The 14,094-nt window shown below is 39.1% G+C and carries 16 protein-coding genes and 1 pseudogene; 2 read left to right on the forward strand and 15 right to left on the reverse strand.

All coding sequences use genetic code 11. The features are described from left to right. Positions 1-9: 9 nt before the first annotated feature. The 8 genes and pseudogenes from EL076_RS05635 to EL076_RS05670 form a co-directional block, all read right to left on the reverse strand. Positions 10-795, reverse strand: a complete 786-nt coding sequence (locus EL076_RS05635; RefSeq protein WP_003092717.1) for an L-threonylcarbamoyladenylate synthase — start codon at positions 793-795, stop codon at positions 10-12. Between the two features lie 96 nt (positions 796-891). Then, the gene (leuD, locus tag EL076_RS05640) at positions 892-1,482 is read right to left on the reverse strand and encodes a 3-isopropylmalate dehydratase small subunit (protein ID WP_126429604.1); all 591 of its coding nucleotides are present in this window, start codon (positions 1,480-1,482) and stop codon (positions 892-894) included. A gap of 9 nt (positions 1,483-1,491) precedes the next feature. Beyond that, the gene (gene leuC / locus EL076_RS05645) at positions 1,492-2,874 is read right to left on the reverse strand and encodes a 3-isopropylmalate dehydratase large subunit (RefSeq protein ID WP_003092639.1); all 1,383 of its coding nucleotides are present in this window, start codon (positions 2,872-2,874) and stop codon (positions 1,492-1,494) included. A gap of 30 nt (positions 2,875-2,904) precedes the next feature. Next, a complete protein-coding gene (locus EL076_RS05650; RefSeq protein WP_003096988.1) occupies positions 2,905-3,186 on the reverse strand; it encodes a DUF1294 domain-containing protein in 282 nt (93 codons plus the stop codon). A 4-nt stretch (positions 3,187-3,190) separates the two neighbouring features. Beyond that, positions 3,191-4,228, reverse strand: coding sequence for a 3-isopropylmalate dehydrogenase (gene leuB, locus EL076_RS05655; protein WP_126429606.1), 1,038 nt, complete (start codon positions 4,226-4,228; stop codon positions 3,191-3,193). 18 nt (positions 4,229-4,246) lie between these two features. Then, on the reverse strand, positions 4,247-5,803 hold the full coding sequence (locus EL076_RS05660) for a 2-isopropylmalate synthase (RefSeq protein ID WP_126429608.1): 1,557 nt from the start codon (positions 5,801-5,803) through the stop codon (positions 4,247-4,249). Positions 5,804-6,149: 346 nt separating this feature from the next. Then, positions 6,150-6,473 (reverse strand): annotated as a pseudogene (locus tag EL076_RS05665) (2,3-bisphosphoglycerate-dependent phosphoglycerate mutase); the annotation flags it as partial. A 39-nt stretch (positions 6,474-6,512) separates the two neighbouring features. Then, positions 6,513-6,902: a nuclear transport factor 2 family protein gene (locus EL076_RS05670; RefSeq protein ID WP_002890784.1), complete on the reverse strand. Its 390-nt coding sequence runs from the start codon at positions 6,900-6,902 to the stop codon at positions 6,513-6,515. A 145-nt stretch (positions 6,903-7,047) separates the two neighbouring features. Here EL076_RS05670 and EL076_RS05675 point away from each other — a divergent pair, with 145 nt between their 5' ends. Next, positions 7,048-7,377 carry a winged helix-turn-helix transcriptional regulator gene (locus EL076_RS05675; protein WP_126429610.1) on the forward strand — a complete coding sequence of 110 codons (330 nt, stop codon included), beginning with the start codon at positions 7,048-7,050 and terminating at the stop codon, positions 7,375-7,377. A 96-nt stretch (positions 7,378-7,473) separates the two neighbouring features. On the opposite strand, the gene EL076_RS05680 is transcribed toward EL076_RS05675, so the two are convergent. Further along, positions 7,474-8,166: a phosphoglycerate mutase gene (locus tag EL076_RS05680; protein ID WP_000240128.1), complete on the reverse strand. Its 693-nt coding sequence runs from the start codon at positions 8,164-8,166 to the stop codon at positions 7,474-7,476. A 255-nt stretch (positions 8,167-8,421) separates the two neighbouring features. Between EL076_RS05680 and EL076_RS05685 the strand changes: the two genes are divergently transcribed. Beyond that, positions 8,422-9,357, forward strand: coding sequence for a dihydroorotate oxidase (locus EL076_RS05685; protein ID WP_126429612.1), 936 nt, complete (start codon positions 8,422-8,424; stop codon positions 9,355-9,357). 57 nt (positions 9,358-9,414) lie between these two features. Here EL076_RS05685 and EL076_RS05690 read toward each other — a convergent pair whose 3' ends face one another. From EL076_RS05690 to recN, 6 genes are all read right to left on the reverse strand, one after another. Beyond that, a complete protein-coding gene (locus EL076_RS05690) occupies positions 9,415-9,615 on the reverse strand; it encodes a hypothetical protein (RefSeq protein WP_003092672.1) in 201 nt (66 codons plus the stop codon). A gap of 58 nt (positions 9,616-9,673) precedes the next feature. Continuing rightward, complete coding sequence (locus EL076_RS05695; protein ID WP_002950996.1) at positions 9,674-9,949, reverse strand: HU family DNA-binding protein; 276 nt, start codon at positions 9,947-9,949, stop codon at positions 9,674-9,676. A 136-nt stretch (positions 9,950-10,085) separates the two neighbouring features. Beyond that, positions 10,086-10,655 (reverse strand): YpmS family protein, encoded by a 570-nt coding sequence (locus EL076_RS05700; RefSeq protein ID WP_126429614.1) that lies wholly within the window; start codon positions 10,653-10,655, stop codon positions 10,086-10,088. Continuing rightward, positions 10,648-11,523 carry an SGNH/GDSL hydrolase family protein gene (locus EL076_RS05705; RefSeq protein ID WP_126429616.1) on the reverse strand — a complete coding sequence of 292 codons (876 nt, stop codon included), beginning with the start codon at positions 11,521-11,523 and terminating at the stop codon, positions 10,648-10,650. The genes EL076_RS05700 and EL076_RS05705 overlap by 8 nt, the downstream gene beginning before the upstream one ends. Continuing rightward, complete coding sequence (locus EL076_RS05710) at positions 11,516-12,352, reverse strand: DegV family protein (protein WP_126429618.1); 837 nt, start codon at positions 12,350-12,352, stop codon at positions 11,516-11,518. The genes EL076_RS05705 and EL076_RS05710 overlap by 8 nt, the downstream gene beginning before the upstream one ends. 69 nt (positions 12,353-12,421) lie before the next feature. After that, positions 12,422-14,092 carry a DNA repair protein RecN gene (recN, locus tag EL076_RS05715; RefSeq protein WP_003092712.1) on the reverse strand — a complete coding sequence of 557 codons (1,671 nt, stop codon included), beginning with the start codon at positions 14,090-14,092 and terminating at the stop codon, positions 12,422-12,424. Positions 14,093-14,094 lie beyond the last annotated feature (2 nt).

Raw genomic sequence — 14,094 nt, forward strand, 5'->3', positions numbered from 1 at the left:
ATTATTTTCTTAATAATACTCACCTTGACGGTAGTTCCAAGAATTAAAGTGGTCTGAAAGGTGCATCATAATTTTATCTATATCAAGCCCCTTACGGATAACTACTGGACATGGTTCTACTGAACGGCTTCCCTCACCTTGTTCAGGAATTAATTTACCATCTGCATCAACCATTGATACCATAACCCCTTGTTCATAACGTGTTTCAACAGTTTTATCAGGCTGAATTGACGCAACGTATTCATCAGCTTCGATGACAAGGTCAACAGCATTTTCAATACGTTCACCAATACCTTCAACCTTACCACGGTTACCTTTACCTGAAGGGTTTGCTGATGAAGCGTAAACCATCTTGCCTTCTTTTTCCCACATTTCTTTGGCAATTTGCTCACCAGCTTTACCAAATTTAATAACGAAACATGATGTTCCACGTACATCAGTCATAAGCTCTTCACGGCCATCACCAAATGCTTGGAGTTTTGCGTAAGCATCCTCACGCCACGGAAGAATACATCCAAGAAGGATATCTTCATCCCAGTGCTTTTGATAGAATGCATCAATTTCAGGAGTCAATTGTGCCAATGCACGCAACTCATCCATGCTTCCGCAAAGAACAACACCTGGTTTGTTACGGTTACGTTCTTTAGCTTCGAATTTACGTTCCAAACCAGCTTTATCGCTAGTCATAATAATGTAACCAACTTTAGTTGGTGTAACGATACATCCACCTTCACCTTTAAGAATTTCAAAACCTTCTTGGTTAAGGTTACCATCCCATTGGACATGTTTAGTCATAATGTGTGTTCTCCATCTAATTTATAATACATATATTTTATCATGTTCATAGTTATCAGGCAAGTAATTTTCGGAATATTCGAAAATATAAGACTATTACTGCCAATAGCTTGGACGATGTTTTTCGTACTCGGTGATCAAATCCTCATACTGCAGGGTAATCCCTATATCATCTAATCCATTTAAAAGTTTATGTTTCCATTCACCATCAATTTCAAAAGTGAACTCACCAACCGGTGAAATAATTTTTTGTTGTTCTAAGTCTACCGTCACTTCATCAGTAGGTTTTAATTGTTTCAATTTTTGACGTACTTCTATCGGTTGAACAATTGGTAACATCCCATTATTAAGTTCATTATTATAGTGAATGTCTCCGAAGGAACCTGCAATAACAACTTTAAATCCGTAGTCAGCTAGGGCCCACGCAGCATGTTCACGAGATGAACCTGCACCGAAATTATCACCTGTTATTAAAATAGTTGCTTTACGATATTCAGGTCGATTAAAAACAAAATCAGGATCCTCAGTATATTTGTCATCTTTATAACGCCAAGCATACATTAAATATTTTCCAAAACCTTTTTTGTCAATCAGTTTGAGAAACTGTTTGGGAAGAATCTGGTCGGTATCGATGTTATCATTCATCAATGGAACTGTCGTCCCGGTATAAATGGTAAATTTTTCCATGTTTCCTCCTTATTGTACTTCTGGCATTTGGCGAACATCAACGAAACGTCCGGCGATAGCTGCTGCCGCTGCCATTGCAGGACTGCAAAGGTGTGTTTTTGCTCCAAACCCCTGTCGATCCTCAAAATTTCGATTACTTGTTGAAGCACAGTGGACCCCATCAGGAACTTTATCTGGATTCATTCCAAGACACATCGAGCATCCTGGGTCTCTCCATTCAAAACCGGCATCTTTAAATATCTTATCCAACCCAATTTTCTCTGCAGCTTGTTTAACAGGTCTAGAACCTGGAACCACAATAGCTGTCAAATTAGGGGCAATCTTCTTACCTTTAACAAATCTGGCTGCCAACTGCAAGTCACTCAAGCGAGCATTAGTACAAGACCCAATAAAGATATACCCAAGATCAATGTCTTCTGCTTTTTGACCCGGACGAAGATCCATATAATGGTATGCACGCTCATCATTCATATCTCGAACTTCAGGGAAAGGCGTATCAAAATCTACTCCCATAGATGGATTAGTCCCCCATGTGACCATTGGTGCCAACTCAGAAACATCCATACGAATGACTTTATCGTATTCCGCATCATCATCACTAACTAGTGTCTTCCAGTCAGCTACTGCTGCATCAAAATCCTCAGGAACACATTCTCGACCACGCATATAATCATATGTTGCTTGGTCTGGATTCATAATTCCCATTTTCGAACCAAATTCAATCGACATATTACAGATTGTCATGCGTTCTTCCATAGTTAAACGGTCAATTGCCTCACCGCGGTACTCTACAACATAACCCACTCCACAAGCAACCCCATATTTAGCAATCAAGGCGAGAATGTAATCTTTTGAATAAATCCCTTTCTGAGGTTTCCCAGTGAATTCTACCAACATCTTTTTAGGCTTGACTTGCCAAAGTGTCTGTGTAGCAAAGACATGCTCAACCTCGCTCGTTCCAATACCAAAGGCTATAGCTCCAAAGGCACCGTGGGTAGCTGTGTGGCTATCCCCACAAACAATAAACTTACCTGGTTGCGTACGTCCTGTTTCTGGACCAACCATATGTACGATTCCTTGCTTATCCGAACCATGTGGCGCATTGTCAATACCAAACTCAATGACATTTTCAGCAAGTTTATCAATTTGTGCCTTAGAAATAACATCTCTAATATCAAAGATATTCACAGTTGGAACATTATGGTCAAAGGTCCCAAAAGTCAGATCTGGACGCCTTACTTTACGTCCAGCATCACGAAGACCTTGAAAAGCTTGAGGACTAGTCACTTCATGAATATAATGTTGGTCCACGTACATAAGTTGGGGTTGCCCCTCATCACCTGCAATTACATGGCGTTCCCATAGTTTATCAAAAATTGATTTTCCGCTCATAAAATACTCCAAATATAATCTAAGGATTAGCTAATCCGAAAGTCTTGTTAGAATAAGGTATAAAAGAACGACATCTATAACAATCCCTAAAAGCCAGCAGAACTTAAAGTACCATTTGTTAATTTTATGTCTAAATAGTCTCCCACCTAGAAAGGCACCAATACCACCAAAGATAATAGTCTGCAATAATAATGACTTCTCAGAAATCCGTCTCTTATGTTGAATAGCCTTATGTTTATCAAGTCCATAAACGGATAAGACGACTAGATTCCACACCAACAAAACACTTAGTAACACTAATTTCAGTGTCATGATGTTAGAGATTGCCAATAATAGCTGCTGTCATTTCAGCAGTCGAATCCTGACCACCCAAATCACGTGTCAAGATGCCTTGATTCAAGGTCTTATCAACAGCATTTTCAATCAATTCTGCCCCTTCAGTTTCATTAAAACTTTCACGTAACATCATAGCTACTGACAAAATCATTGAAATTGGGTTGGCGATACCTTGACCAGCGATGTCTGGTGCCGAACCGTGGATTGGTTCATAAAGACTTGGACCATTTTCAGAGTGACTGGCAGATGGCATAACACCTAAAGTTCCTGGAAGAACACTTGATTCATCAGACAAGATATCCCCAAAAAGATTTTCTGTCACAACTACGTCAAAACGAGCTGGGTTGGTAATCATAATCATTGCGGCACTATCAACGAGTTGGTGTTCAAGAGTTACATCTGGAAACTCCAAAGAAACTTCATCAGCAACCTTACGCCACAATTTAGAAGTTGCCAAGACATTTTGTTTATCAATGCTAGTGACCTTTTTGCCACGACCTTGAGCAATCTTGAAAGCACGACGCATGATTCGACGAATCTCATCTGCTGAATAATCATTGATATCACGAGCCTTATCTTCTTCAAGAATATGCTCACCAAAGTAAATACCGCCCGTAAGCTCACGAACAACGACAAAATCTACGCCTTCAATACGCTCAGGCTTAAGAGGTGACAAGTGTTTCAAAGCATCAAAGATGCGGACAGGACGGATATTAGCAAAGAGATTTAACTCTTTACGAATGGCCAAAAGTCCTTGTTCAGGACGAACTGGCGCATTGTCATATTTAGGTCCACCAATTGCAGCCAAGAGGATAGCATCTGCTGATTTAGCAGCATCCAAAGTTGACTTAGGAAGTGGATGACCCTCAGCATCAATGCCAGCACCACCAAATGGTTTAGCATCGATGTCGTAATCAAATCCAATTTTTGAAGCTACTTTATCCAGAACTTCAAGACCCGCTGCCATAATCTCAGGTCCAATTCCATCACCTGAAAGTGTTACAATTTTTTTTGTCATGTTTAACTCCTCTTAGGCTTATGGAAGGTCACGGTAAGAAACTTTTCGTGCCATCTCACCAGCATTTTCTTTTTGAACCAGCGTATTCGCATTAATATAGGCAATTGCTGATGCTTTCAAGACGTCAAAGTCCAAACCAGATGCATTGAAAATAGTATCTGTATCTACATTTTCGACAGTTACAAGTACACGCGCTTGCGCATCAATACCATCAGTTACTGCGTCAATATTATAAGAAGTCAAGCGAACTGTTTGGTTGAAGAATTTGTCAATAGCATTGAAGATAGCTTCAACTGACCCTTGGCCATTTGCCAAAAATTCAACAGATTCACCATCTTCATTAACCAAGCTTACTGTAGCAGTAATTGTTTCATCAGCATTAGTTGTCAAGCGAAGATCTTGGAAGTGGAAGCCTTCTGGATTATCTACACTTGTACCAGCAACAAGTGCACGAATATCTGCATCAGTAATATCATGTTTTTTCCCAGCCAAGACTTTAAATTTGGCAAAGAGTGGTTTGATATCTTCTTCCACAAAGTCAAGCTCAAGTTCTTTCAATTTTTCAACAAAGGCATGACGTCCTGACAATTTACCAAGAGGAAGACTGTTACTCTTCACACCTACCAATTCTGGTGTGAAAATTTCATAAGTTTGTGGGTTCTTAAGAACACCATCTTGGTGGATACCAGATTCGTGAGAGAAGGCATTCCCACCAACAACAGCTTTATTTTTAGGAACAGGAATTCCAGAGAAGCGAGAAACAAGCTCTGAAGTATTCATTGTTTCATTAAGAACAATATCACTTGTTGCTTGGAAAAAGTCTTCACGAATTTTCAAAGCAACAGCTACTTCTTCAAGAGCAACATTACCCGCACGTTCACCGATACCATTAACAGTTCCCTGTACACGTCCAGCACCGTGTTTAATTGCTGTCAAAGTATTTGCAGTTGCCATACCGAGGTCATCGTGACAGTGAACACCAAAGACAACTTTATGGTCTGATTTAATATTTTCAGTCAAATGATCAAAAATACGCGCAAACTCTTCTGGAGTCGTAAATCCTACTGTATCAGGAATATTAATATATGATGCACCAGCATCAACTGCTGTTTGAACAACTTCAGTCAAGAAATCAAGCTCTGTACGAGTAGCATCCTCTGGTGAAAACTCTACAACTTCAAACTTTGAACGTGCATATGACACATGCTCTTTTACAATTTCAAGAATTTCTTCTTTTGATTTATTAAATTTGAATTCACGGTGAATTGGGCTTGTTGCGATAAAGACATGAATTTGTGGATACTTAGCATCTTTCAAAGCTTCATAACAAGCATCGATATCAGATTTTACTGAACGAGCCAAACCAGTAACAGAAGTTGTTGTCATAGCTTCCGCAATTTGTTTTACTGCCTCAAATGAATCTGGGCTAGCTGCAGGAAAACCTGCTTCGATTACAGAAATTCCCCATTTTTCAAGTTGCTTAGCAATGGCAACTTTTTCTTTGATTGAAAAGTTAACACCTGGTGTTTGTTCCCCATCACGAAGACTTGTATCAAAAAATTCAACTTTACGCATAGACATTCCTCTTTCTAAAAGTAAAAACGATAGTAGTAAAAAAACATCTCACTCGGAAACCCAAGCGAGATGTTTTTACCTCCCGCTTGGTAAGCCAAACAGGACTAATGCTTTTGCACTAGCCCTCATTACGCAATAGCAAAGTTGTTGTAGTTGCGAATGTCATTTGACTGATTTCCTTTCGATGTATCTTGACTAATATGATACATCTTTCCAACTTGAAAGTCAAGGAAAAATTACTGAATTGACTGACTTTTCTGACCGTTTTTTACAATTTTTTTCAGAAAAACAAAAAAGCTGACCAAAGTCAACTTTTTATTTGTTAATGATAACTACCTATCTCAGCTTATTTTTCGAGGTAGTATTCGTTAACAACGTTCAATTTTTCATCAAATTCGAATACTAATGGTGGGAAGTTTGGAATTTCAACGTCCATGATTTCGTCATCAGACAAGTCTTTGAAGTGTTTTACAAGGGCACGGATTGAGTTACCGTGTGCTCCTACGAATACGTTTTTACCATCTTTAAGTGCTGGAGCGATTTTATCTTCCCAGAATGGAAGGGCACGTTCCAAAGTAACTTTCAAGTTTTCAGCATCTGGAATTACTGAGTCATCAAGTGAAGCGTAACGACGGTCAGTGTGTGCTGAGTGCTCATCATCACGATCCATAAATCAAATTTCATTTCAGATTATAGATTAATTTACTGTCTAACCCCAGAAAGCATCTTCTACTGCTTGATCTGATGAAAAGAGCCAAACTTCCTTGATCTTTCCATCATCCATGCGAAAAAGATCAATACCATTCATGTTGAGTTCCTCGCCGTCTGGGCGAGTTCCGACAAAGGTCACATTGGCTGCTACAAGGTCAATATTTTCAGACACCCAGTTAGTCAATACTTTGAAGGTACCGTTTGTTTTTTCTGAAAATTGAGCCAAGTGTGCTCCAAGTGCTTCTTTTCCAACAACTGTACCGGAATTACTATGCTGACCTGGCTGGTGCCAGATGATATCATCTGCCATAGTCTCAAAAACAGCTGGAAAATCACCTGTTATAAGACCATTGTTATACGCGTTAAAAATTTCTAAATTTACTGACATGAGTTACTCCTCGTTTCTTTTATTTATGATATAATATTATCACTTACTAACAAAAAGACAAGTAGGCACTTTATTGTTATCTAGTATCAAATACGATACTATTATTGTCAAATAAGAGAATAATTTTAAAAAATTTGGAGGAATTATGGTAACCAAAGTCAGTGAATACGGAATTTGTCCTTTTGCCACGACGCAGCGTGTACTAACAGGCAAATGGGCTCTAGTCATCATCTATCAACTCAGTACGGGGACTAAGCGTTTTAATGAACTACAACGTCTAATTCCTGGCATTACCCAAACCATTCTAACACGACACCTCAGACAGCTCGAGAAGGATAAAATCGTGGAGCGTAAAGTCTATGCTGAAGTTCCCCCACGGGTTGAATACAGTCTAACTGAAATGGGTAGAAACTTTCAAGGTGTCCTAGATGCCATTGAAAGTTGGGGACTGGAGTATATCGAAACTCTAGACTAATTATCTCCTCGGTTCATCTCACCTTACAAAATGAGACGAACCGAGAGTCAGTTCTCAAAAAAAGGCGGAATAAATCCCGCCTTTTATCTTTTATAATTATTTTCCAAGGTAATATTCAGAAACAACGTTCAATTTTTCGTCAAATTCGAATACCAATGGTGGGAAGTTTGGAATTTCAACATCCATGATTTCGTCATCTGACAATTGTTTGATGTGTTTTACAAGGGCACGGATTGAGTTACCGTGTGCACCTACGAATACGTTTTTACCATCTTTAAGAGCTGGAGCGATTTTATCTTCCCAGAATGGAAGGGCACGTTCCAAAGTAACTTTCAAGTTTTCAGCATCTGGAATTACTGAGTCATCAAGTGAAGCGTAACGACGGTCAGTGTGTGCTGAGTGCTCATCATCACGATCCATTGCTGGAGGCAATACATCGTATGAACGACGCCAGATGTGAACTTGCTCATCACCAAATTGTTCAGCAGCTTCTGCTTTGTTTTTGCCAGTCAAACCACCGTAGTGACGTTCATTCAAGCGCCATGATTTTTCAACTGGAACCCAAAGTTGGTCAGATGCTTCAAGTGCAAGGTTAGTTGTTTTGATCGCACGTTTCAATACTGAAGTGTATGCTTGGTCAAATTCGATGCCAGCTTCTTTGATCAATTTACCAGCGTCGATAGCTTGTTGAGTACCTTTTTCAGAAAGATCTACGTCAGCCCAACCTGTGAAAAGGTTAGCTTTGTTCCATTCAGACTCACCGTGGCGAGCGAAAACCAATTTTACCATTAGTTATGTCTCCTTTTTATTTTGGGTTATACCCATTTACTCTATCTATTCTACCCAAAAAACCTTGAAAAAGCTAGCAAAATCCCAAAATTCTGTAAAATTCTACTGCTTCTTTCCTTTGTCAAATTGGAACTAAGCGGAAGTTTAAGTCAGAAGTTTATACCTATCCATTATTTCCTTGTTTTAGGCCTTCTTTCATGCTAAAATGGGATGAAAATAGTAACATTTTACTTTGTGATCTCTAAGGAGGATATTATGGTTTCTACTGCTACAAAAGTTGGCCAATTTACGTTTGATAACTGTCTTATGAATGCTGCTGGTGTTTACTGCATGACTAAGGAAGAATTGGCAGAGGTTGAAACTTCAGCTGCTGGTTCATTCGTCACAAAAACAGGAACACTTGAGGCCCGCCCTGGTAATCCTGAACCACGTTATGTCAATGTACCCCTTGGTTCAATCAACTCAATGGGATTGCCAAATAACGGTTTTGAATACTATCTTGACTATGTCATTGAATTGCAAAATCAACCCAATACAAAAAAACATTTCCTCTCACTAGTGGGGCTCTCGCCAGAAGAAACACACACTATTCTTAAGAAGGTTCAAGATAGCGACTATGAGGGGCTCGTTGAACTCAATCTTTCATGTCCTAACGTTCCAGGTAAACCTCAAATTGCTTACGATTTTGAAACAACAACCGAGATCCTAACTGAAGTCTTTTCTTACTTTACGAAACCTATTGGTGTGAAATTACCACCATACTTTGATATTGTACACTTTGATCAAGCAGCTGCTGTTTTCAACCAATTCCCTCTTGTCTTCGTTAACTGTGTGAACTCTATTGGTAATGGACTTTACATTGAAGATGAATCTGTTGTCATCAAACCTAAAAATGGTTTTGGGGGTATCGGAGGTGACTATATCAAACCTACTGCCTTGGCAAACGTTCATGCTTTCTACCAACGCTTGAAACCTGAAATCCAAATCATTGGTACTGGTGGTGTCAAATCTGGTCGTGATGCCTTTGAACACATCCTTTGTGGCGCAAGTATGGTACAAGTTGGTACTGCACTTCAAAAAGAAGGTGTCGCTATTTTTGACCGTATTACTAAAGAACTCAAAGAAATCATGGAAGAAAAAGGTTACGAAACTCTTGAAGACTTCCGAGGAAAACTTCATTACATTGACTAGTCTATAAAAAAAGTTTGGAAGGTCTTCCAAACTTTTTTATTGATGAGGATTCTCCTATTAGACAAGACCATCATCGTCACGTTCGTCCCAGTCTTCAAAAGGATCCTTTCCCTCTTTTTCAGCTTGAAGACGTTTCTGACGAGCTTCTTCGATTTGTTTTTCACTTGGTTTCATCAGTTTGCTAATAGCAGCAATAGCTGATAACTTAATAACAGTAAAAACCAAAAGAAAGATCAATACCACTGTTATGGTTTTCATAGTTTTCCTTATATTTTTTCAATAAATCAAAACCCCTAAAAGCTTAGGGGTTTTAACATTATTTAACTGCGTCTTTAAGAGCTTTACCAGCTTTAAATGCAGGAACTTTAGAAGCTGCGATTGAGATAGTTTCACCAGTTTGTGGGTTACGACCTTGACGAGCAGCACGTTCACGCACTTCAAAGTTACCGAAACCAATCAATTGTACTTTTTCACCTGCAGCAAGGAATTCTTCGATAGAAGCGAAAACCGCATCTACAGCTGCTGCTGAATCTTTTTTAGTAAGCTCAGTTGCTTCTGCAACTTTAGCGATCAAATCTTGTTTGTTAGCCATTGTAACAATCCTCCAATTTATTTCTAAGCGAATGATATTTTTAGCGCTTCGACAAATATTATCTTATCCTAAAAGCCTTATGAGGTCAAGTAATAAACGCTAATTTCATCGCTTTTTTGTAAAAAATAAAGCCTTTTTAATTTATTGTCTTATAGATGTCAAATTCGATACGGTCGTTAACTAAATCGAAACTCTGAGCACGTGCTGTTATTCCCTTATCATTCTTCATAGACTGAATATTTAGGGTAACCTTTCCCTTCTTACTGTCAATTACAATATAATCAGGAAGTTTTGTTGAACGTTTAATCATCTTAAGAGCATCTGAAACAGGGAGCTTCAAGGTTCCTGCCGAGAGCTCAGACACTTGAAGAACGACAGCACCCGACTCACTTACAAGAGGTGTAAAGTAAACATAGAGGGGTACTGCGTGACCTAAGACCTTATAACTACTCTCAAAAACAATTTTGGAATTGGTAACATTGACCTTGAAACGCATTTTGTCAGTAGAATAATCTTGTGCAAACCCTGTAAGCGCCGCATCAAGCTCCTCTTTACTCATACTATACTTTCCAATTTTAGTAGCTCCTTTAGGTAAGGATACTGAGCTCGTTTCGACTGGTGTCATTATTCTAACTGTCACGACACTAATTAGGGCTAAATTTAAGGCTAAAAGTCCCAAAAACAACCATTTCCATACCTTACTCACCTGACCACTCCTTCTTTGTTTGGTTTATACGTTTTAAAATCGCATCTGACATAATTTGATAACCTGTGTTGTTGGGGTGAAAATGATCATCCTCGAATAGAGCATCGTTTAAACTACCTTGGGATGATTTGGCAGACTGTGATGTTTCATCAGAGCTCGTCACTCCTCCCTTACCATCAATTCCCTTATAGAGCAGATCGTTAACTGGAACAAAGTAGACATTGTCGTACTCCTTACACACGTCTTCGGTAGACTGGTTCCAATTATCAACAATGGTTTGCATTTCTGTCATCTCTGGAAAATTAAGATAAAACGGATTGTAAATACCAACAATATAAATCGGTAAAGTTTTATTATCCTTACGAGCTAGCTCAATAATATGTCGCAATCTCTTTTGATACTCCACAGCAGGTTTGCTAAAGGTATTCACATTAAGATTGGTGATATTATCCTTAATGACATGAATCACATCATTTCCACCAACAGTCAAAGTCATCATTTTTGCCTTTTTGAGCTCCCTTTTGATATCCTTCTTTTCCTGCATCCTCTTGAGGATTTGATTGCTGGTGTTTCCTGCGATACCATAGTTGCGAGAAGTCACTTGCCAATTAAAATCTGACTCTAAGGCCTGGGATAAAACAGGAACGAAGCCTCCTTGTTTACTGCTGTCACCCACACCTTGGGTAAGTGAGTCTCCAATGGCCACATAAGTTACCTTTTCTTTTTTTACAAACCTTATCTTGTCAGTAATCTTTGATGACCGATGATTGCTTGGTACAATAAAAATGAAAAGCCCTACAAATAATAGAAAAAGCAATAAGAAGCCTACTAGACTTCTAAGTAATTCTGATTCTTTCAATTTATTCATAGCGAACCATTACGGCAAAGGCGTCTTCACCAGTGTGTGTTTGAATGATTGACCCTGTTTCAAGAATTGAAATTGGAGCACCCAATACCTCAAGTTTCGAAGCAAGTTCATTCGCCAAATCCCGTTTTCCTGCATAAGAAATACCTATCTCAGCAACCTTGCGATCCTTGATAGCATCAATGTAAGAATCCAACCATTTCATGAAAGTTTTTGCACCACGACCTTTAGCAATAGTATTTAACTGATAGTCCTTCAATTCCATAATAACACGGATATTGAGCAATGATGATAAGAGGCCTGTAACACGTCCAATACGGCCACCTTTGACAAGATTCTCAAGGGTAGAGACACCAATATGAAGTTCAGATTTACTTTTCACTTCTTCTACATGTGCCACAATGTCTTCAAGACTAGCCCCTTCTTGCGCGAGTTTAGCAGCCTCAACTACTTGAAATTTGAGACACTGATCTGTAAAACCTGAGTCTATAACTGTTACATCAGCTCCTGAAAGGTTAGCTCCTTGACGCGAAGCCTCACATGTCCCAGAAAGAGTATGCATAAGATGGATGGCCACAATTTGCTCTGCACCATCTTTAACCAATTTTTCATATGTCTCAGCAAACAACCCCACTGGTGGTTGGCTTGTCTTTGGTAACTCTTTACTATGCTTCATCATTTCCAGGAAACGACCTTCTTCACGAAGGTCACTATCTGAATAGATGACACCATCCACCATAACTGACAATGGAACGACAGTGATATTGTACTTTTCAACCAATTCCGGTTCAATCGTAATTGACGAATCGGTTACAATTCTGATTTTACTCATATTTCTCTCGCTTAACACAAATTTTTATTCTATTATAGCATGACTAGAGAGGTTTTCCCAGCTATTTTCCTAAACAGGTTCATCCACTTTTAATAAAGCTCTAGCTTGACTCAAGGCAGCATCAGTCACATTGTCACCTGCAAGCATCTTGGCGATTTCCTCAACTCTTTCTTCAGATGTCAAGAGACGAACACGAGATACAGTTGTCTCGTTATCACTTTCTTTAGAAATAAAGAATTGATAATCTGCAATAGCGATTACTTGAGGAAGGTGACTGATAGCCAATACCTGACCATGACTTCCAATCTTATGAATCTTCTGTGCGATAGCCTGGGCTACGCGGCCTGATACTCCAGTATCAACCTCGTCAAAGACAATACTAGTTTTATCTTCTTTTCGAGCAAAGGCTGACTTAATGGCTAGCATAAGTCGAGACAGTTCGCCACCAGATGCGACCTTAACAAGCGGTTTAAAACCTTCACCTGGATTGGTTGAAATATAAAACTCAACTTGCTCATTACCATCACGGTTAAATTTCCCCTTAGTAAAGATAACTTTAAAATCAGCCTTATCCATATAAAGGTCACATAGTTCAGCCTTAATCTCAGCTTCAAGGGCTGTGGCAATTTGATGGCGTGCCGTTTGTAGGGTCTCTGCAGCCGCCAGCAGATCTTTTTCAAGTTGCTTAAGCTCTTGTTCCATAGCATCCGAAGAGCTGGAATTGCCAGTCAGAAGATTGTATTCTTTACTTGAATTTTCGAGATAATCTAAGACATCATCAACAGTTCCACCATATTTACGGGTAATGGCATTAATCGTATCTAAACGGTGTTCAATCTCTTGCAAACGCCCAGCATCAAAATCTAAATTATCCACAAGATCTCCCAACTGTTTAGTAACATCCTCAAGGACATAATAGGCCTCTGATAAATTATTAGAGAGTTCTTTATAATCAGAGTCATACTCTTCAAGAGATTGAAGGTCATTCATAGCAGAACGGACATTTGATAGACTTGAAAAATCTTCATTATCCAGCATAACATAGGCATTTGTTAGGGTATCAGCTATCTGCTTATGATTCAATAGTTTGTCTCGTTCCTTCAGTAAAGCAAAATCTTCTCCTGATTTCAAGGAAGCTGCCTCAATTTCTGCAATCTGAAAGGCTAGCATTTCAATTCGAGCCTTATGCTCTTGCTCATTTTTCTGTTTTTCAAGAACAGCTTTTCTTAACTCACGGTAGCGATCAAAATACTCTTGATACTTTTTCTTCGTTTGGAAAAATGCCTTATCTCCAAAAGCATCCAACATGCTAATGTGAAGAGCAGGTCTCATAAGTTCTTCTTGGTCATGCTGTCCATGGATATCTACCAAAAAGTGTCCAACAGATTTAAGAGTCGTTAAATTGACCATTTGACCGTTGATACGACTGACACTTCGACCATTTTGGAAGACTTCACGTCGGATAATTAATTCATCCTCAACAGGAATCCCATTATCTTCCAAGAGACTAACTAAAGCAGGATTTTGTTCAATTGAAAAGAATCCCTGAATCTCCGCCTTAGGGGCTGAATGACGGACAACCTCGCTAGATGCCCGTGCCCCCAACATAAGATTCATGGCATCAATGATAATGGATTTCCCTGCCCCAGTCTCTCCGGTGAGAACAGTCATGCCATTTTCAAAGTTAAGAGAAATTTCTTCAATAATTGCGAAATTCTTTATCGTAATTTCGAGAAGCATGC

This window comes from Streptococcus vestibularis, assembly GCF_900636445.1.
Classification (GTDB): Bacteria; Bacillota; Bacilli; order Lactobacillales; family Streptococcaceae; genus Streptococcus; species Streptococcus vestibularis.

Excerpts from the sequence above, each read along its gene's own strand:
- EL076_RS05635 (WP_003092717.1), bottom strand. The coding sequence starts at position 795 with ATGACTAAACATGTCCAATGGGATGGTAACCTTAACCAAGAAGGTTTT.
- leuD (WP_126429604.1), bottom strand. The coding sequence starts at position 1,482 with ATGGAAAAATTTACCATTTATACCGGGACGACAGTTCCATTGATGAAT.
- leuC (WP_003092639.1), bottom strand. The coding sequence starts at position 2,874 with ATGAGCGGAAAATCAATTTTTGATAAACTATGGGAACGCCATGTAATT.
- EL076_RS05650 (WP_003096988.1), bottom strand. The coding sequence starts at position 3,186 with ATGACACTGAAATTAGTGTTACTAAGTGTTTTGTTGGTGTGGAATCTA.
- leuB (WP_126429606.1), bottom strand. The coding sequence starts at position 4,228 with ATGACAAAAAAAATTGTAACACTTTCAGGTGATGGAATTGGACCTGAG.
- EL076_RS05660 (WP_126429608.1), bottom strand. The coding sequence starts at position 5,803 with ATGCGTAAAGTTGAATTTTTTGATACAAGTCTTCGTGATGGGGAACAA.
- EL076_RS05670 (WP_002890784.1), bottom strand. The coding sequence starts at position 6,902 with ATGTCAGTAAATTTAGAAATTTTTAACGCGTATAACAATGGTCTTATA.
- EL076_RS05675 (WP_126429610.1), top strand. The coding sequence starts at position 7,048 with ATGGTAACCAAAGTCAGTGAATACGGAATTTGTCCTTTTGCCACGACG.
- EL076_RS05680 (WP_000240128.1), bottom strand. The coding sequence starts at position 8,166 with ATGGTAAAATTGGTTTTCGCTCGCCACGGTGAGTCTGAATGGAACAAA.
- EL076_RS05685 (WP_126429612.1), top strand. The coding sequence starts at position 8,422 with ATGGTTTCTACTGCTACAAAAGTTGGCCAATTTACGTTTGATAACTGT.
- EL076_RS05690 (WP_003092672.1), bottom strand. The coding sequence starts at position 9,615 with ATGAAAACCATAACAGTGGTATTGATCTTTCTTTTGGTTTTTACTGTT.
- EL076_RS05695 (WP_002950996.1), bottom strand. The coding sequence starts at position 9,949 with ATGGCTAACAAACAAGATTTGATCGCTAAAGTTGCAGAAGCAACTGAG.
- EL076_RS05705 (WP_126429616.1), bottom strand. The coding sequence starts at position 11,523 with ATGAATAAATTGAAAGAATCAGAATTACTTAGAAGTCTAGTAGGCTTC.
- EL076_RS05710 (WP_126429618.1), bottom strand. The coding sequence starts at position 12,352 with ATGAGTAAAATCAGAATTGTAACCGATTCGTCAATTACGATTGAACCG.
- recN (WP_003092712.1), bottom strand. The coding sequence starts at position 14,092 with ATGCTTCTCGAAATTACGATAAAGAATTTCGCAATTATTGAAGAAATT.